At 71.7% G+C, this 19213-nt stretch carries 12 protein-coding genes; 5 read left to right on the forward strand and 7 right to left on the reverse strand.

All coding sequences use genetic code 11. From position 1 onward, the window contains the following. The first annotated feature begins 154 nt into the window (after window positions 1-154). Complete coding sequence (locus WME82_RS22380; RefSeq protein WP_438044450.1) at window positions 155-1678, forward strand: endo alpha-1,4 polygalactosaminidase; 1524 nt, start codon at window positions 155-157, stop codon at window positions 1676-1678. A gap of 76 nt (window positions 1679-1754) precedes the next feature. On the opposite strand, the gene WME82_RS22385 is transcribed toward WME82_RS22380, so the two are convergent. Next, window positions 1755-6698, reverse strand: a complete 4944-nt coding sequence (locus tag WME82_RS22385; RefSeq protein ID WP_438044451.1) for an MG2 domain-containing protein — start codon at window positions 6696-6698, stop codon at window positions 1755-1757. Window positions 6699-7119: 421 nt separating this feature from the next. Here WME82_RS22385 and WME82_RS22390 point away from each other — a divergent pair, with 421 nt between their 5' ends. Next, complete coding sequence (locus tag WME82_RS22390; RefSeq protein WP_438044452.1) at window positions 7120-7917, forward strand: hypothetical protein; 798 nt, start codon at window positions 7120-7122, stop codon at window positions 7915-7917. A 331-nt stretch (window positions 7918-8248) separates the two neighbouring features. Continuing rightward, complete coding sequence (locus tag WME82_RS22395) at window positions 8249-9214, forward strand: bifunctional methylenetetrahydrofolate dehydrogenase/methenyltetrahydrofolate cyclohydrolase (protein ID WP_438044453.1); 966 nt, start codon at window positions 8249-8251, stop codon at window positions 9212-9214. Window positions 9215-9268: 54 nt separating this feature from the next. Here the strand turns inward: WME82_RS22395 and WME82_RS22400 are convergent, their stop codons facing one another. Both WME82_RS22400 and WME82_RS22405 read right to left on the reverse strand, forming a co-directional pair. After that, window positions 9269-10936, reverse strand: coding sequence for a serine/threonine-protein kinase (locus WME82_RS22400; protein WP_438044454.1), 1668 nt, complete (start codon window positions 10934-10936; stop codon window positions 9269-9271). 175 nt (window positions 10937-11111) lie between these two features. Further along, window positions 11112-11927 carry a hypothetical protein gene (locus WME82_RS22405; RefSeq protein ID WP_438044455.1) on the reverse strand — a complete coding sequence of 272 codons (816 nt, stop codon included), beginning with the start codon at window positions 11925-11927 and terminating at the stop codon, window positions 11112-11114. Between the two features lie 259 nt (window positions 11928-12186). Between WME82_RS22405 and WME82_RS22410 the strand changes: the two genes are divergently transcribed. Together WME82_RS22410 and WME82_RS22415 are read left to right on the forward strand one after the other, a co-directional pair. Beyond that, a complete protein-coding gene (locus tag WME82_RS22410) occupies window positions 12187-12573 on the forward strand; it encodes a PAAR domain-containing protein (RefSeq protein ID WP_438044456.1) in 387 nt (128 codons plus the stop codon). Window positions 12574-12603: 30 nt separating this feature from the next. Beyond that, window positions 12604-14241 carry a peptidoglycan-binding protein gene (locus tag WME82_RS22415; RefSeq protein ID WP_438044457.1) on the forward strand — a complete coding sequence of 546 codons (1638 nt, stop codon included), beginning with the start codon at window positions 12604-12606 and terminating at the stop codon, window positions 14239-14241. Between the two features lie 12 nt (window positions 14242-14253). Here the strand turns inward: WME82_RS22415 and WME82_RS22420 are convergent, their stop codons facing one another. The 4 genes from WME82_RS22420 to WME82_RS22435 are packed head-to-tail and all read right to left on the reverse strand — an operon-like array spanning window position 14254 to window position 19205. Next, the gene (locus WME82_RS22420; protein ID WP_438044458.1) at window positions 14254-16446 is read right to left on the reverse strand and encodes a type VI secretion system Vgr family protein; all 2193 of its coding nucleotides are present in this window, start codon (window positions 16444-16446) and stop codon (window positions 14254-14256) included. 39 nt (window positions 16447-16485) lie between these two features. After that, on the reverse strand, window positions 16486-17856 hold the full coding sequence (locus WME82_RS22425; protein ID WP_438044459.1) for a T6SS phospholipase effector Tle1-like catalytic domain-containing protein: 1371 nt from the start codon (window positions 17854-17856) through the stop codon (window positions 16486-16488). Between the two features lie 15 nt (window positions 17857-17871). After that, window positions 17872-18285: a hypothetical protein gene (locus WME82_RS22430; protein WP_438044460.1), complete on the reverse strand. Its 414-nt coding sequence runs from the start codon at window positions 18283-18285 to the stop codon at window positions 17872-17874. Further along, window positions 18279-19205 (reverse strand): DUF4123 domain-containing protein, encoded by a 927-nt coding sequence (locus WME82_RS22435; protein WP_438044461.1) that lies wholly within the window; start codon window positions 19203-19205, stop codon window positions 18279-18281. The genes WME82_RS22430 and WME82_RS22435 overlap by 7 nt, the downstream gene beginning before the upstream one ends. Window positions 19206-19213: the final 8 nt, after the last annotated feature.

The following is a 19213-nucleotide window of genomic DNA, read 5'->3' on the forward strand; positions in this document are numbered from 1 at the left end:
TCTGCGGCGCGCACGGACCAGCGCCTCTCTGGCGCGCGGAGACGCTGCGGGAGCCGCGATCGCCGGGAGCCATCGCGGGGACGGGAGCGTCTGGAGGCGCGTCGCGCCGACGTGCGCCTGGCTTCACGAACGACCAACACGACAGGAGACGAGCATGACTTATCCCATTCGACCGGCGTCCTCTCTCGCGATCTGCGGCGCCCTGCGCCATGCCCTCGTGAGCCTGGCCGCGACGCTCGCCGCCGTCGGGTGCGGCGCGGATCCGGGCTCCGACGCCGAGATCGCCTCGGCGGCGAGCGGCGACGCGGTCACCGGCGCCCTCACGATGACCTGCTCCAGGCTGACGGTGAGCCGGGGCAGCATCGGCGCCGGACAGACGGCCGCCGCGCTCGCGACGGCGGATCTCACGGGCGAGCAGGACGTGTGGAAGAAGTACGTCGAGTTCGCGCCCGGCACGAGCGCGACGTGCGAGTACGCGCTCCCCTCGGGCACCTCGGCGGCGCAGCTCGCGTCCCTCGCGCTGGGCGTGAATTACCGCGGCCCCGCGAGATCGGCCATGCGCTGGACCTTCGAGGCGTGGGACGCGGCCGCCCGCGCCTGGGTCCCGGTCGGCGACAACACGTTCGCGCGCAACTGGTCCTGGACGAGCGCGAGCCTGAGCCTGCCGGGATCGCTCGGGCGGTTCGTGGCGGGTGGTACCCTCAAGATCCGGTACGCGACGAGCAGCTCCGCCGACAGCTCGATGCTCGACAAGCTCGTCCTCACGGGCACGACCAGCGACGGCTCCAATGGCTCCGGCGGCACCGGCGGCACCGGCGGCGCTGGCGGCACCGGCGGCGCTGGCGGCACCGGCGGCACCGGCGGCAGCGGCGGCAGCGGCGGCACCGGCGGCTCCACCGGCACCGGCGGCTCAGGCGCTGGCGGCTCCGGCGCCGGAGGCTCCACCGGCACCGGCGGCTCCACCGGTACCGGCATCTGGGTCCCCGCGCCGGGGACGACGTGGCAATGGCAGCTCACGGGCACCATCGACACCAGCCTCGATGTCGCCATGTACGATATCGATCTCTTCGACGCCCCGCAGGCGAAGATCGACACGCTGCGCGCGGCCGGGAAGAAGGTGATCTGCTACTTCAGCGCAGGGAGCAGCGAGGACTGGCGCGACGACGCGTCGAAGTTCCCCGCCGCGGCGCTCGGCAACCCGCTCGACGGCTGGCCGGGCGAGCGGTGGCTCGACACCCGCAACGCCGGCGTGCGCGACGTCATGAAGGCTCGGCTGGATCTGGCGGTGCAGAGGCGCTGCGACGGCGTGGAGCCCGACAACGTCGACGGCTACACCAACAGCCCCGGCTTCCCGCTGACGGCGGCGACGCAGCTCGATTACAACCGCTTCCTCGCCTCCGAGGCGCACGCGCGCGGGCTGTCCATCGGGCTGAAGAACGATCTCGATCAGGTGAAAGACCTGGTGGGGAGCTTCGACTGGGCCCTGAACGAGGAGTGCCACGAATACGACGAGTGCGACATGCTCACCCCGTTCATCCGCGCCGGAAAGGCGGTGTTCCACGCGGAGTACGTCGACGCCTCGAAGGCGAACGCCGTCTGCGCCGCCACGAAGCCGCTCGGGCTCTCGACCTTGATCAAGAAGCTCGACCTCGACGCCTGGCGCGTCGCCTGCCCCTGATCCACGCGCCAGCGCCCCGCCTGCGCAGGGGCGCTGGCCGCGCATCCGCGGTCAGCGCCCTCGCCCGCTCAGCCCTTCACTCCCCCGCCACCTCGAAGGTCTGCGCTCCGGAGAAGCTCTGCTGTTCCGGCTGGTAGTACGGGTGCGCCTCGGCGCCGCCGTCCTCCGCCCTGACAGGCATGGTCGCTTGCAGCCGGTAAGCGAAGGTGGCCGCGCGGCCCGCAGGGATCTCCTTCACATAGAGGATCAGCTGCTTGCCCGTGATCTCGAACTTCGAGAGCTGACCCGCCAAGATGTACTCCTGGAGATCCTCGGTCAGGAGCTGGAAGCCGGGCGGCAGCCCCACGGTCACGAGGACCATGCTCTGCACCGAGTCCGTCTTGTTCTGGACGCTCAGCGACGCCGTCACGATGTCGTCCACGTACAGCTGGGTCTTGTCGTACGTCACGCTGACCGCGAGCGGGCCTCCCGCGTCGTTCGGGACCGCGCTCCACGGCAGGTTGTGGCGGCTCACCAGGTTGTAGCTGAGCTTCCCCTCCCCCGAGAACGAGAGCGTGACGTCGTGCGCGCCCGCGGTCGCGAGGTGCGTGAGGTCGACCGTCGTCATGACGTCGGCCTGGTCCGCGCGCAGGGAGACCGTGCCCGCCGCCGCGCCGTCGACCGCGACGGTCACCGTCCCCGTGGCGCCCTCCGTCCCCCTGCTCGCGGCGAGGAGCAGGGTGCGCAGGCTCCAGATCGTCGCCTGGGTGGAGCCGAAGTTGCCGTTCGGGTCCTTCGACTGGGTCAGGAACTTCACGCCGCCGTCGGCGCTCGACCGGTGGGCGCCCGCGGAGAGCAGCGCGTGGGCCGCGAGCGCGGTGGTCGTGACCCTGGCGTCGTTCCCGGACTCGTAGAACGAGGTCTGCGTGCCGCCGTCATCCCAGTAAAATGCGTCTCCTTCCGCGGTCTTGCGCTGGTCCAGCGCGTCGAGCACGCTGTCGGTCAGCGCGCCGGAGGGGTCGGCCACGGCGAGCGCGTTGGCCGCGATCGCCAGCGTGTACAGGTCGTCGGTCGCCGGCTTCAGCGAGCGGCCCAGGTAGGCGAGCCCCGTCCCGATCTCGGGCCCCGTGTACCCCGCGCTCGCGAGCGCCCAGAGCACGAAGGCGCTGTTGCGGAGCGTGCCCGTGTGGAAGCTGAAGAACTCGGTCTGGTCGCCTTCCCACGTGCCGTCCGCCTTCTGCTGCCCGGCGAGCCAGTTGACGGTCCGGGCGAGCATCGCCTCGTCCACGGTGTGGACCTTGATCATGTCGGCGAACTCCATGACGCCGAACGCGGTGACCGACAGGTACGGATGCCCGTCCTGCTCGCCGAACCACGAGAAGCCGCCGCCCGAGTGCTCGAACGTGAGCAATCGCTGGTACCCGGCCGAGATCAGCGACTCGGCCTTCATCTGGATCTCCGGGGTGATCTGGCCTGTCTGCTTCATGTACTGCGTGACGAGCACGTTGGGCCAGGTCGTCGAGGTGGTCTGCTCGAAGCAGCCATTCGGGACCTGGAGCATGCTGTCCATGCCGCTCACGACCTGCGACAGGAACGCGGGGTAGATCTCGAGATAGAGCTGGTTCGAGCCGGGGACAGCGTCCGCGGGGAACGACAGCGCGTGATCGGCGCTGCCCGCCGCGAGCATGCCAGACTCGCTCTCCGCGAAGGGCTTCCCGTCCGGGACCACACGCACGGTGCGGGCCACGGCGTCGGCGCCCGCGCTGCCCCGCGCGGTGACCGTGAGCGAGTTGACGCCCACCGTGTTCACCTTCACCGGGAACCGGACGCCGCGCACCTCGCCCGCCGCGAGGGACACCTGCTTCGACGTCACGTCGAGCGGCGTGTACCAGCTCCCCGGCTCGAGGGTGAGATCGACCGTCTGCGGCGTCTCCAGGTAGTTGTAGACGGCGATCGGGAACTCGACCTCATCGCCGCGCGTGAGCGTCGCCGGGAAGCTCACGTCGACGAAGAAGTCCTGGAACACCTTGAAGCCGCTCTGGATGCCGCCGAGCTTGCCGTCCGTGGAGTTCGCCAGCGCCGAGAGCCGCCACTCGGTGATGCTGTCCGCGAGCGGGATGCTCAGGGTGGCCGTGCCGTCGGGGCTCGTGATCACGCTCGGGTTGACGTAGAGGGTCTCCGGGAACTCGCGCCGGACGCGCGGCCCGCCCCCGTTGTCGCCGCCGGGCTCCGCGGTGGGATCCCCGGCCGAGCCGCCGCCCGCTCCGGTCCCGGCCCCGGTTCCGCTCGCGGCGCCATTGGCCCAGCCGCCGTCCGCGTCGGGGATGCCCCCTTCATCCCACCCTTGCGGGGGCACCTGGACCCCGAGATCGCTGAACGTGAACGCGAACGTCGCGTCGTCCTGGCTCTGCTCCACCTCGTCGGGCCCCGACGATTGCAGCGTGAGCCCGCTCCAGCTGGAGGCCACCCGGTACGCGTTGCCCCACACGTCGAAGGCGCGCAGGCGCTCGGCGACCCGGCTCCCGAGCAGCTCGACGTACACGCCCTGCCCGTTGCAGCTGAACTGGGTGCTGTCGCAGCCGAGCGCCTTCAGCTCCTGCGCGGCGGCCGCGGTGGCCTCCGCGAGCCAGGGCTTCATCACGCCCTTCTGGCGCTCGTTGAACTGGGCGAGCTCCTCCGGCACCTTCGCCAGCACGGCGGGCCACGTGCGCGCCTGGAGGCCGGTGAGCGACGTGCCCGCGAGCGCGGCGAGCGAGGCCTGGGTCTTCACCTGCGCGGCCTCGGCCTGCTCGGGGTCCTCGCTCGCGGTCGCGTTGAACAGCAGATCCTGGAGGTTCGCCGCGGGGCCGTGGATCTCGTAGCTCGGCTTCGCGAACTCGTCCTCCAGCTCGAAGTAGGTGCGGAGCAGCCCGGGCTGGGCGTCGACCAGCGCGAAGACGGCCTGATCGACCACCTGGACGCCGAGCGCGGCGACCTTCGGGTTGCCCGCGTCGTCCTTGACCGACAGCCGCAGCGTCGCCGTCTCCCCCGGCGCATACAGGGGCTTGTCGGCCTCGACCTCGACGCTCAGCGCGGAGTCGCCCCGCGCGAACACGGTGCGGCCGGAGCGGACCAGATTGCCATCGTCGTCGACCAGGTAGGCCTCGACCCGGTTGCTGCCGAGCAGGCCGGCGTCGACGGGCATGCTGAAATGGGCGCGCCCACCCTCGAGCTCGAGAGAGCGCATGTCGACGGCCTGACCGTCGTTCAGCCAGTCGACGTAGACGCTGCCAGCCTCCTCGCTGGACTCGATGGTGACCTCGACCGTCTCGCCGGTCTCGTAGACGGCCCGGTCGGTGCGCACGAGCAGGTGCTCGCCGCCCGTCTGCGTGCCGAACGAGAACTTCCGCGTGACCGCCCGCTCCCCCACCGTCGCCCGCACCTCGAACGCGCCGTCCGCCGTGGCGACCGGCGGGGTGAAGCTCACCACGGCCTGGCCGAAGGCGTCGGTGCGCGCGGTGAGCTGCGTGCGGTCCGGCGCTGTGATGACCGCCTCCGTGTCGGGGAGCGGCGCCCCGAGCGGGTCGGTGACGAAGAGAAGAAGGGTGTTGGGGATCCCCGGGACGAGCTCGCGCGCCTCGGGCACGAGCACGATCGAGGCCGCGTCGGCGGCGACCTTGACCGGGATCGCCTTCGTGACCTCCTGCCCCGCCGTGTCCGCGACGGTGACGGTGAGCGTCACGGCCGCGTCGCCCTGCTCCAGCGGCAGGCCCGCGAGGCTCGGCGGAAGCGTCAGGCTGAACCCGTAATGGCCCTCGGCGTCGAGCTCGCCGACGATGCGCTGGAACGTCGTCTGACCGACGTCCAGCGACGCCGCCTCGATGGTCACGCTGCCGCCGGCGACGTTCTTGCCGAAGAAATAGCGCGCGTCGATGGTGCCGGTCAGCGTGTCGCCCGCGGTGTACCACGGCCTGTCGGTCCTCACGGCGACCTCGAACTTGGGCAGCGCGTACTGCCCCACGGTCACGACCTTCTCCGTCGTGGTCTCCCCGCTCACGAGGCGCACCTTGAACTCGCCGGTGTTCACGATGGAGCCGATCCGGAACGTCGTCGCGGCGACGCCGTAGGCGTCGGTCTGGATGGGCTTCTTGAAGATCTTGTTGCCCTTGCCGTCCTCCACCTCGAACGTGATCGCCTCGCGGACGAGCGGCGCGTTGTTCCCCCGCTCGAGCGCGAGCGCGCGCAGGTGGATCGTCTGGCCGGGCTTGTAGAGCGGCTTGTCGGTGGTGAGGAGCAGCTTCGGGCCGGGGCCCTCGACGGTGATGTTCGCGGTGAGGGCCGCGTTGACGCCGAAGCCGAGCGCCTGCGCGGAGACGGGGTGCGCGCCGAGCGCGCCGGGCTCCACCTCGAACACCGCGGCGCCGAGCGCGTCGGTCGTCCCGCGGAGCGGCCGCGCCCCCTCGCCCACCGCCAGCTCGACGTCCACGTTGGGCACCGGCTGATGGGAGAAAGCGTCGGTCGCGCGCACGCGGTAGCTCGCGGTGCGCCCGCGCACCACGCGCGCCGGCCCCTCGAGCTGCACGTCGTAGGGCGGGATGACGCGCAGGAGGCTCCGCGTGACGAGCAGCCCCTCCTCCGACCCGTCGTCGACGCGGACGAGGTACCGCGCGAGGCCCGGCTGCGCGCTCACGGCCGGCGCCGGAAGGCGCGCCTCCGCGGTCGTCGCCGTCCCGCCCGCGATCTCCAGGTCGACCTCGGTCGTGCCTTGTTCCCTGTCCGCGTCGAGATCGACGAGCGTGACGCGCAGGTGGCCGCTCGTCGCGCCGGCGGTCAGGTTGCGCACCGGGATCTGGAGGCGCAGATCGCTCCCGTCGATCACGCCCAGCAGCCTCGCTTCGTCGACCTCGAGCGTGCCGTTCCGCGGTTGATCCGGGCGACCAAGCGTCGTTGGCGGGGCCTCATCGGAGGAGCACCCCGCCGCGAACGCGCTCGCCAGCGCCAGCGCGGCGAGCAGGTGGGGAGAGCTCCAGCGTCGGCGGAGAGCATCGAAGCGTACACGCATAAGTCCAAATCCTCCCGAGCGGCGCTGGCACATCCCCAGCGGCCGGCGCGTAGATTGCATCCGCCGTACCAAGATGAACCACCGCCATCGAGCAGCAAATCCGCGGGAATAGACGCGGACCGCGCGCGGAATATGCGCCACCTTGTGCCAAGGCTCTGGCCCATCCGCGCCTCCACCACGTGCGGGTATCCGTTCACATGGGGAGTCGCGACGCCTCTGTGACTCGATGACTCGATGGCTCGATGATTCGATGAGCCGAGGACCGCCGACCCCCCGCGATGGCGAGGCCGCGCGGCGTGCCCGGCCCATGGGATGGGGTCGACCGGTCACGAGGTCCGCGCCGTGCTCCCCTGGACATCGGGATCCGACCGTCTCAGGTTCTCGCCCGAGCGCAAGGCGTTTCGCCGCCGAGGAGGGGATCATGCAGATCGACTTCGAGATGCCCGTGATGGCCGACGGCGGCCTCGATGCGGGCGTGCTCGACCGCGTCCTGGTCGACCGGGAGCGGGGCGTGCTGACCCACGTGGTGCTCCGTTCTCCGCTGGCGAGCGAGGAGCTGCTGATCTCGATGGATCTCGTGCAGGGCACGGCGGACGGGCACCTCCGCTTACGGCCCGGCCGGGACGAGCTCCTGGCGCTGCCTCGGTACTACGAAGGGCGGACGACGGCGCAGCCGCCGGGGCGCGTCGACACCTCGCTCGTGCCGCAGCCGCCCGAGCGGAGGCAGGAGCTGGAGGAGGCGCTCGGGGTCACGGACGATACGGTCGAGCTCGGCCCCGACACGCGGGTGATGACCGCCGACGAGGCCGAGGCGCAGCTCGTGGGCATCGGCGCGAACGATCCCGGAAACGACATCTCGCGGATCCGCGTGCGCGGCCCCGCGGGCGCCGAGGCCGACTTCCCCGCATCCTGGATCGACGTGATGCGCGAGGACGTGGTGGCGCTGAAGGTGACCCGGGACGATATCTTGCGCTCTCGTCCGGCGCCCAGACGCCGGGACGGAAACCTCGCGAGCCTCGAGGGGCTCTCGGGCATGGGCGGACGCGACGGCGACACGCCCGAGGAGGTGTTCGGAGCGAATTTCGTCGACGAGCTGCGCGGCAAGGGCGGTATGCTCCTCCGCGTGCCCGGCGCCGGCAGCCCCGCCGAGGCCGAGAGCAACCGCGTGGCGGCGCCCGTGGTGGAAGCGGGCCCGGAGCGGCGGTCCTCCTCGCGATGAGCTCGTGAGCCAGGCACGGCCGCTCTCCGGAGGGCTGGAGTTTCGGCCCCTGCCCGCTCTCTTCCTCAGGCCCGGCAGGAACCATGGTTAGGATGGGGCACGCCGCGCGTCCAGCGCGGCGCGATACCGCCCTGCCGACAACTCCATGCCACGAAGCACCCGAGTCACCGATCGCGCATCGCGCCGGCGGGGAGCGGGAAGCAGAAGGAACCAGAAGGAACCAGAAGGGAACAGAAGGAATCAGAAGGAATCAGAAGTAACCAGAGTGGGAGTAGGAGCGGGCAGAGTCGAGCGTGTTGCCCCGACGGAAACTTGACACCGATGCTCGCGCGTGCTCGTCTCCGCCCCCAGGATGGACCCTCACCACATTCCGCCGAGCCCGGGCACGCGCACGGCCAGCGTCCTCGATCCGACCGCGGTGGCGGAGACGTTCCGCAGCGAGATCCGGGCGGAGCTCGCGGCGCTGCCCGAGCCGCTGGTCCTGGTCGGTGTGCTCGCGGCGGATCACGGGCCGTCGTACACGTACGCGGAGTACACGCGCAAGGCGTGCGAGGACGTGGGGGTCCGCTTCGAGATCCGCCACGCGACGCGGCTCGACGCCGAGGATGCCATCCGCGCGGCGAACGAGGACGCGCGCGTGCATGGGATGATGGTGTATTACCCGATCTTCGGCACGGAGCAGGACGTGTACTTGCGGGACAGCGTCGATCCCGCGAAGGACATCGAGGGGCTCCACACGTTCTGGGCACGTTGCCTGTACCAGAACCAGCGCTTCCTGGACGAGGCGAAGACAAGGAAGGCGATCCTGCCGTGCACGCCGCTGGCCATCCTCAAGCTTGTCGAGGCGGCCGGCTTCTTCGGCGAGGGGGAGCGGCCGCTCGAGGGCAGGCGCGTGTGCATCTTCAACCGGAGCGAGGTCGTCGGGAGGCCGCTCGCGAGCATGATGGCGCACGACGGAGCCCACGTGACCTCGTTCGACATCGATGGTCCGTTGCTCTTCGTGCCCAGCTCCTCGGGCGACATGCACGAGGTGCGCGAGACGACCGTGGACCGGGCGACCGCGCTGCGGCAGGCCGACATCGTGGTCACCGGCGTGCCTTCGCGGAGCTTCCCGGTCGTGCAGGGCGCCGAGATCCGCGAGGGCGCCCTCTGCATCAACTTCTCCACCTTCAAGAACTTCAGCGACGATATCCAGAGCAAGGCGAGCGTGTTCGTGCCCCGCGTCGGCCCCATGACGGTGACGATGGCGATCCGAAACAGCCTGCGGCTCTACAAGAACACCCACCCGGGCGGGTGAGCTCGCTCGCAGCGGCGCGCGCGAGCGCACGGGCTCCTCGCTGCGCGGCGGCTGTCACATGTGGTCGGTGGGGTCGTCCCGAGGGGTCCGGGGCCTCGGGGGCAGCGGCGCCCGTTTTCTGGCGGACGACGACGGCGCCGGCGGCGCGCGCACGGGCGCGGGCGCGCTGGTCTGCGCCTCGGAGACCGAAGGCGCGCCCGGCGCGGCCGGCGCGCTGTGGGAGGGCGGCGGCGGAGGCTCCGTTGACGCGGTAGACGGCGCGGCGGCAGACAGCGCGGACGCGGCGGCAGGCGAGACCGCCGGGTCGGGCTGCGACGTCGGTTCGCCGCCCGGCGCGGGGGTGCGAAGGACCGCATAGGTGACGAGCCCCAGGGCGAGCGCGCCAGCGCCCAGGGCCAGCGAGATCCTGGCGCGGCGACCGTCGGCGTTCGTCGGGGCGAGGGTATTTCCGGCCGACGTCAACGTACTGATGGACCCCTGGAACGCCGGCGCAGCGCCCTCCGAGGCGCCACGGCCCGGAGAGCCGTGGAAGGGGGGCCCTGCTTCGTTTCGCAGCGTGGGCAAGGACGCGCTGGAGACGGCGCCCATCGTGCCGGGGCTCGGTCCCATCATTCCAGGGCTCGCCGCATCTGGACGCGTCTCTATCGCATCTGGACGCCCCCCTATCGCATCTGGACGCGCCCCTATCGCATCTGGACGCGTCTCTATCGCATCTGGACGCGCCCCTATCGCATCTGGACGCGCCCCTATCGCATCTGGACGCGCCCCTATCGCATCTGGGCTCGCGGCCATCGTGCCGCCGCGGACGACGAGCAGCGGAGACGCCCCCTCCGCGGGAACCGACGGCTGGAGAGGTCGGGGCTCCGAGCCCGCCGCGGAGGCCGCCGCGCCGAACGCCTCGGCGAGCTCGCTCGCGCCCTGGAACCGATGCGCCGGGTCGCGCGCGAGCGCCCGCGAGAAGAACCCATCCACTGCGGGCCCGAGCTCCGGCACGACGCTGGATGCGAGGGGGACGTCCTCCGTGCAGATCGCCACGAACACCTCGCCGATCTCCTCACCCGGGAACGGGAGACGGCCGGTGAGGCAGCGATAGGCGATCACGCCGACGGACCAGAGATCGCTGCGCCAGTCGAGCGTCTTGCTGCGGCGCACCTGCTCGGGGCTCATGTAGTAGGGCGAGCCGACGAGCGTGCCTGTCTTCGTCTCGTTGCCGGCCAGCAGCGTGCCCTGGGCCTTGGCGATCCCGAAGTCGAGGACCTTCACGAGCTCGTCCTCGTCCTGCCGCGAGAGAAAGAGGTTCGCGGGCTTGAGGTCGCGGTGGACGATCCCCATCTCGTGCGCGCGACGCAGGGCCTTGCACACCTGCGTGACGATGCCGAGCGTGGCCGCCGTGGAGAGGCGCCCCTCCCGCGCGAGCCGCGTCTCGAGATCCTCGCCGTCGAGGAGCTCCATCACGAGGAAAGGCGTGTCGCCCTCGAGCCCGTAATCGTGCACGTGCACGACGTTCGGTATCTTGAGCTGCGCCGCGGCCCTCGCCTCGCGCTCGAAGCGCGCCCGCGCGGTGGACGAGGCAGCGTACTCGGGCGTCATGAGCTTGACCGCGACCGTGGCGTCGAGCTGGAGGTGCCGGGCCACCCAGATCGACCCCATCCCGCCCCGCGCGAGCATGCGCTCGAGGCGGTATCTTCCGGCGACGATGCTGCCTTCTGCGAGCGAATTCATGAGCCTCGGCCTCTCGCTGGGAACGCGCACCCGAGGGGCTCAGGGTCGAGCAGCCGGGGCGCCTCGCGCCCAACGAAGCAAACGAACGAGCCCACCGCAACAGGATCCGACCCGGACCGCGCGCCGCGCCCTCGCGCCTCGACCGGATCGCCGCGCTCGCGGCGCCGCGCGCCGCCTACTTGCGCCTCGGCCGTGCCGCCGAGCTCGCGGCGTCGCGCGCCGCCGCCGCGGGGGCGCCTCGCCCGGCGGCCTGGGGCGCGCGCAGATCGCTCGCGCGCGCCCGCCGCGCGGGAGGGCTGCCCTGCGACGTCAGCGCCTCCAGGGCGGCGCGCAGCTCGCCGCGCACGTGCGGGCCGAGGAGCTTCTCCGCCATGGCGCTCAGGCGTCCCGCGAACGCGGCCATGATGCAGCCCGCGCGCTGGTCGTCGCGCTCCGGGGCCCCCGAGCGCCGGTAGTGCCGCGCGTAGTCGCCCGTGATCGCCCCGAGATCGCCGCCGACGTGGACCGCCTGCCTCATGAAGAGCCGCGCCGCGCGCTCGTTGGTGATCGACGGCATCTGCGCCAGGGTCAGGGCCACCTCGGTCCTGCCCACGGCGAGCAGCATGGAGACCACCCGCTGGCGTGCGAGCTCGACGAGCCTCGGCGCGAGGGTGTGCTCGTCGAAGACGTGGACGTTCGCCGGCACGAGCGCTTGGCCTTCCGTGCCGAGCTCGCTCAGAAACGCGTTCAGCACCGGCGAGCGTGTCGGCGCGGCGTTCACGTACTCCCGCGCGCCGCCCGCCTTCGACGGGCCACCCGGCGGGTGCGGGCCAGCGGCGGGCTTCGCACGCGGACTGGGTTGCGCCGGCCGCCCCCGCCGTGCCCGCTCGAAGTGCCGCTCCGCCCTCCCCGCGCGCTCGTTCTCCGCGGCAGCGTCCGTCGCGCCGAGCAGCGCGGCCAGGCCTGCCGCCTGGGCGGCGGTGACGTGCGGAGGAGGTTGCTTGCTGGACATTCGAGCAGATCCTCTCGTTCGAGAGCTGCTCGAGCGCTTATCACGCCGCACGAACGGTTGTACAGCGCTGAACGCCGGTTCCGGACGGACGCACGCGGCCATGGGGCCGCGGCGAGGCAGCAGGCCGCGCGGGGCCGCGGGGGCCGCGGCGCAGCGGGCCACCGCGACCGGCGACGCGCACGAATGGATCCGTACTAGTATCGCCCCGGACGGACGCGCGACGAGGACGCCGCGCCGGACGCGACGGAGACGAGACGCCATGCCCCCTGCCGCGCGCATCACCGACATGCACACCTGTCCCAAGGTCGAACCGGGCCCCGTGCCGCACGTCGGCGGTCCCGTCCTGCTCGGGGAGCCGACGGTCCTGATCGGGTTTCAGCCGGCGGCCCGCGAGGGCGACACGCTCACCTGCGTCGGGCCGCCGGACTCCGTGAAGCAGGGGGAGAGCACGGTGCTCATCGGCAACAAGCCCGCCGCGCGCATGGGGGATCCGACCGGCCACGGGGGGGTGATCGTGGCGGGGTGTCCGACCGTGATGATCGGGTCGTCGGCCCAGGCCGAGACCCTGAAGACCGATGAGCCGTTCTGCGAAGAGTGCGAGCGCAAGCGCAAGGAGCGCGAGGCGCGGCAGCAGCGGCGAGGATGACGAGAGAGCGCGAGGACCCCCGGGAGCGCCATGCCCAGCCACACCGTACATCAGGGAGAGTGCCTGTCCTCGATCGCGAAGCGATACGGCTTCTCCGATCCCATGGTCATCTGGACCGACGCGGCCAACAAGGAGCTCCGCGACAGGCGCGACGGCGACGCCAACGTGCTCTACCCGGGTGATGTGCTCTTCATCCCCGAAGGCGGGGCAAGGCCGGTGAAGAAGCGCGGCCTCCCGCTCGCGGCGGAGGCCGCCGCGCCGGCGAGGAAGCTCCACCTCCTCCTGCGCGATCCGCGGGGTCAGCCGCTCGCGGAGCAGGCGTTCACCCTGGAGGTCGGGGGCGAGACGCTCACGGGGACCACCGACGCCGCGGGCGCGATCGTCCGAGAGATCCCGGTCGAGGCCGCGAAGGCGAGGCTCGACGTCGGCAGGTACCGCTGGCACCTCGACATCGCTCACCTGAACCCGATCGCGAGCACGCCGGACGAGGGAACCTCGGGCATCGTCGAGCGGCTCAGGAACCTCGGCTACGCGGTCGAGGCGGCGGCCGGGTTGCCGCTGGAAGCCGCGGTGCGCGCGCTCAGGCGGTTCCAGCAGGACTTCGGCCTCCCGGCGACCGGCCACGCCGACGAGGAGACGACGAGGCGGCTCGAGGCCGCGCACAAGGGCGAGGCCGCGCCGGTCAGGGAGGCGCCTTCCCAGGCCGAGGGCGCCCGCGCGGTCAGGCTCGTGGAGGCGCTCCCCGCGACGCCCGCGCTCTGCGCCACGCTCGCCAGGAAGGAGGGGCGGACCCGCGCGAACGCCGTCTCCCCGGCGACCCCCAACGTGCTCAGGCCCCCGCGCAAAGGGACATGCGCCCTGTGCGCGCAGCACGAGGACTGCCTCGACAACGACCACAACTTCCTCCTCGCCACGAGCGAGATGGCCCGCCGCCTCGGCGGCGACGCGGGGGCGTTCGTGGGCGTCATCCACCTCGTGACGGGCCACACCTGCTCTCCCGGCGTCAAGGATCCCGGCTCGAACGCCGTGGGCCTCCTGCAGATCGCGCCGGGCACGGCCGCCGAGCTCGGCACGTCCACCGCGTCGCTCGCGGGCATGTGCCGGATAGCGCAGCTCGAGGTCGCCGAGGCCTATTTCGAGGCGCGGAAGCAGGCCTGTCCCGCGGCCGATTTCAGCGAGATCCGGGACGTCGCGCTCGCCGTCCTGGAGCCGGACGGCCTGGATCCGGCCCACGACATCCTCGGTGTCTCCGCCTCGATCTGCCGCGGCCCGTTCTTCGACGATCCGGGCGCGGGACGCGTCGAGATCTCCGACGACATCACGGCCTATCACAAGGCACACCGGAGGGAGGCAGGCGGACGCAGCGTCATCTCTCAGGACGGCGAGATCCTCGGCGTCGACGAGAAGGCGACGTATTACACCGCGACGAAGGACGGCCAGGAGCTCCGCGTCACGAGGCGCCAGCGCGCCGTCTACAAGCGCAGCTCGGGCCTGGACAGGGACGGCGACGGGTTCGTGACGCGCGACGACTACCGGGCTGTCGTGGAGGACCTCCTCGCCGGCTGCGCGAAGGAGGCCTGTGAGAGGGCGCGCGCGCTGCAGGCGGCGCCCCCGGGCGAGTACGAGATCACGGCGCCGGGCGCGGCCGGCGCTGCGAAGGAGCCCTGACGCGCGCGCGCCCTACCCTACCCCGGGCGGCACCGGCACCACGGCCTCCACGGCTTCCTCCGGCGCCTCGGCCTTCGGGCCCTCGCCCTTGCCGGCCGACCCGCCCGCGTTGATCTTCACCAGCGTCCCCTTGATGGTCACCCCGGCGCTGTCGATCTGCAGGAACCCCCCGGGCCCCTTCACCGTCACGGCCTTGTCGCCCTCGCCGACCAGGTCCTCGCCCGCGACCAGAGAGACCGCCTTCCCCGCCGCCAGCGCGTGGGTGCCGGCGACCTTCTCGTGCCGATCCTCGAGGACCGTGAGCGATTGCGTCCCGTCGATCTGCTGCCGGCGATCCTTCTTCACGCGGGTGTGCAGCGCCTCCTCCACCCGCTCCCGCCGCTTCCCCTTCACGACCTCGTCCAGGTCCTTGCCGACGAGCCGCGCGTGGAGCCCCTCGATCCGCTCGGTCGACGTCTTCCGCACGCGCTGCGCCCGCCTGGCGCCGACCACGAGCGCCCGGTCGGCTCCGGTCACCTCGACGCGATTCAGCCCCGTCACCTCGGTCCGGTTCACCCCCGTGGTGTCGGTCTCGCTCGCCATCACCTGCTTCTTGCGATCTCGGCCCACCGTGATCGTCTCATCGTTCTTGACGAGCGATCGCAGGTTCTTCTCCGCCTGGAGAGTGAACAGCTCCTCACCGCCCGCGTCGTCGAGCTTGATCTCGTTGAATCCTCCCCCGCCCGGCGAGGACTCGCTCTTCCACGCGCTGATCGCCTTGCTCCCCGGCAAACCGTAGGGCGCGGGCTCGATCGCGTTGTGCGCCCGGCCCAGGACGACCGGCTGATCCGGGTCCCCCTCCAGGAACGTGACGAGCACCTCCTGGCCGACGCGCGGCAGCGCGAGCAAACCATGGCCGGCCCCGGCCCAGCCGTGGCTCACGCGGATCCACATCGAGGCCTCGGGGTCGCGCGTCCCCGCGCGATCCCACGGGAAATGCACCCGCACCCGGCCGAGCTCGTCGGTATGGATCTCCTGCCCCGGCGGGCCGACCACCCGCGCGCTCTGCACGCCGTGGATCCTCGGCTTCGGCGCCCGGAGCGGCGGCGCATAGGGCGCCTCGGCCAGCACCGCCCGGCCGGTCGTCTGCCAGACCTCGTCGTGCGTCCCCTCCAGGGAGAGCGCGGTCACGAGCAGCCGCGGCGCGCCGGCGAGGTCCGGGTGCGGGTGACCGCTCATCGAGAACACCGTGCCCGGCCGCAGATCCGCCGCGTTCGTCGAGAAGCCGATCGCGCGCCGGCCCGCGCGCTCGCCCTCGAGCGCACGCGCGGCGCGGCCCTGCGCATACGCGGCGTCGCCGCGCGCGACCCCCTTCGCGTCGGCCACCGGCGTCCCCCCGGGCCGGCCCGTCTCCGCCAGCGCGCCGCCCGGCTGGTAGCGGTACACCTCGTACCTGTCCTCCGGCGCGCTCGCCCGCGGCGCCTCCCCCGTGACCGCGACGGCGGGGCTCCTGAAATCGACGTCCCGCAGCGTGTACGCCCCCGGGCGCACCTCGTGGGCCAGCGAGGCGCGCGTCACGCGCTCCACCTCTCCTTCTGGCTCTGGCACGCTCAGGCTGCTCGCGTATGGGATCGGCGCCTGCCGCGCCGCCTGCTCGGTCAGCCGATCGCTCAGGAGCAGCCGCGAGCCGCCGCCGTCCTCCGGGAACACATAAGCGACGCCCGCCTCCTCGAGCAGCCGGCTGAAGAAATCGAAGTCGGTCTCTCCATACTGCACCTTGTACTCGAGCCTCGGATAGCGCCCGCGGTCGATCTCCCACGCGTGCTCAAGCCCCCACTCGCTTAGCAGCGCGCCGAGGATGTCGGGGATCGCGAGGTGCTGGAAGACGCGGTTGTTCCTGCGCTGCGTGAGCAGCCAGAGCGCGGGGACCAGGTGGATCTCGTAGAGCGACAGCCCCCTCGGCTCGACCTCCGCGAGCTCCATGTGGCGCACCAGGCCCGAGAAGCGCCGCGCCCCGCCCTCGCTCGAGAGCGCGTGATCAGGGTCCACCGCAAACGCGGCAAACGTCGCGGGCGCGCCCACGAGCGCCGACAGGTCGAGCGACGGGTCGGGGCTCCGCGCCCAGACGGTCACGCTGAAGAGCGTCGATATCGCCTCCCGGACGGCGAAGCGGCGCACCGAGAGCGACGGGTCGAGGCGTTCGAACGTGAGCTCGAGGACGGGCATCAGCGGGTCTCCCTGGTGGTTCGGGGGCGGCGCGCAACGTCACTTGCTGCGGGAGGCATTGAAGTACACGCTCCGCTGGCGCACGGGAGGCCTCGGCCTGTCCTTGTACCAGTCGACGAGGTTGTCGATCGGGTTGTTCAGCCAGTCGTTCACCTTGCTGAGCTTGTCGGAAGGCCAGTCGAGGAACGTCGTCGGCCCGAACTCGTCGAGCTGATCGTGGATGTACTTCGTCTTGAGGTAACTCCACGACTTCATCATGGCCCGCGCCACCGAGATCTCCTTGTACTCGTCGTTGTCGAGCGCCTGGAGGTACCGCTGGCCGAGCAGGGGCGCGCGGTCGGCGCGGTACCTGTTGTACGCGACCAGCAGATCGCCCGGGATGACGTGGAACTCCGCGGGCAGGCTCGTGAGCGGCAAGAGCGGGACCTTCTTCTGCTTGCTCCGAGCGTGCATGTCCCTGAGCGGGATATGCGCGAGGTGGACCAGCCTGCCCTGCTCCCCCGGCTTGTAACCGCCGCCGACGTCCGCGTGCGCCCCCGGATACGGCGTCTCCTCCATGTTCGCCGGCAGCGGCTCCTCGCCTCCTACGCTGTTGAAGAGCCGCCGCCACGCGCTCTTGCCGTGGATCGACTGGAGCGAGAAGAAGCTCCGCCGCTCGTCCTCGGCGATGTAGTGCGTCGTCCACGCGACCCAGTCCGCGTCGACGTTGAAGTCGTACTCGACGTCCAGGTCCTTGCCCGCCACCGTGAAGGAGCCGACCGAGTCGAAGACGCCGAGGAAAGCCACCTTGAGCCCGCCGAGCGGCGGATAGACCTTCACGGGCACGCGCGTGACGACCCCCATCGTGGCGCCCACCACCACGTAATCGGTGCGGGGCGTCGCGTGCGTGTTGTCCACACGGAACTTCTTGATATTGTTTACAAAATCACGCGCCAGCGCGGCCCCGCGGCTGAAGCCGTAGACGTCGATGATCTTCTCGACGGCGAGGTGGTTCTTGCCGCGGTTGAAGAACTCGTTGAGCTGCTCTCGGCCCCAGTCGATGCGCTTGCGGCCGCCGAGGCCGGCGGCGCCGCCGAGGATGTCCTCCACCTTCTGGCCGGCGCCGCTCGACATCACCTGGGAGCCGACGCCGATGTGGTACGCGGACGTCTGCACCGTGCCCTCGCGCTTGTAGAGCTTGAAGAGCTTGGCGACGTTCGACGGGTTCTTCCTGGCCCAGTCCACGAACATGTTGTTGCCCGTGCCGTCGAAGAACACGCCGATCCGGATGCGCCCCGCGGGGCAGCGCTCGGTGCCGGACGGCGGCTCGTTCGGGAGCGCGCTCGCCGACTGCTGGTTGAAGCTCGCCTTGACGTGCGCCGGGGTGCCGCCGTCGAGCGGCTCGTTGGCGTCGATGCTCTTGCCCTTCATGCGACCTCCAGAAGCTCAGACTCGCCCTTCGCCGTCTTCTTCCTCCGCGTGGACGCGCGCCCAGTACGCGGCGGGATCACCCATGCGCGCGGCCTCCTCCCACTCGTCCTCGCTGAGATGCGCAAGGAGGGCCTCGACCCGCTCGTCCGCCGGGATCGCCTCGTCCGCGAGCACGCGCGCCGCGGCCGGGTGCTCGTCGAACGCCGGGCAGATCTCGATCATGTGCGCCACGAAGACCGTGAGGCTCGACTCCCACGTGAGCCCGTGGGCGCGCCCGCGCTCGATCCCGTGCCGGATGCGGAAGCGCAGCTCGTCGTCCGACAGGGCCGCCGTCGCGTCCCCGTGAAACCGCCGGAAGTGCGCCGCCGTCCGGTCCACGAACGCGGGATCGCCGGCCTGGCTCCGCTGGTGGCGCTTCACCCTCAGCATGGCCTCCCCCTCGGGCGCGCGTAGCGGAGGACGTCGAGATCCTCGCTCTCCATGTACATCTCCCGGATCTCGCCGAAGAGATCGCCCTTCTGGAGCGGCGTGCACGTGGGCACGAACGCGCGGAGGACGCCGGGGTCGTAGAAGCGGAAATAGAGGCGCTCCCCGGTCTCGTCCTCCTCGACCATCAGGAAGCGGCGCAGGTGGCGCCGCACGTCGCGGAACGGCAGCGGACAGGTTAGGAATATCCCCCACCGCTTGCCCCAGCCCTCGTCCACCAGCCGCTCGAGGAGGCCCCCGCCGTCGCCATCGCCGCCGTCGCCAGCGTCGATCGACAGCCGGACGAGGTACGGCGCCACGTCCGCGAGCGCCTCGCCCTCGATGCCCTCGTACAGCGACCGGTACGGAGCCACGGACTCGCGCAGGAGCACCAGGATCCGCGGGCTCCTCGCCGCGTCGAGCACCGCGTACAGGGGGGCGGGCGCGCGGCGCAGCCGGTCCTTCGCGACCCGCCGGCAGTACGCGCGGCGCTCCGCGGCCATCGCCGCGAGCCGCCGCCGGAACGGCGCGTCCGGCGCGTCCGGGTCGATCCCGTCGTCGCCCTCGTCGTCCGGCGGCGTCGCCGCCTCGAGGTACACCATGAAATCGGTCTCGCCCGCCCGGATCCAGGCGCCGTTCGCCAGCTCCGCCTCGGTCACCGGCTCCCCGCCGACCAGCGTCCCGCGGGCGCTGCCGAGATCCCGGACACGGCACCTCGCGCCGTCCCAGCGCACCTCGAAGTGGAGCGCGGACATCTGCGCATCCCCCGGGATCGCGAGATCGGCCCGGTCGACGCGGCCGACGCGCAGGCGGCCGCCCGGCGCGATCGCGGTCTTCTGCCCCTTCATGGGCCCGTGAGGCACCTCGACGATCGCGCGCTGCACGGGCGCGC

Source organism: Sorangium sp. So ce128, from assembly GCF_051525245.1.
Taxonomy (GTDB): Bacteria; Myxococcota_A; Polyangia; order Polyangiales; family Polyangiaceae; genus Sorangium; species Sorangium cellulosum_B.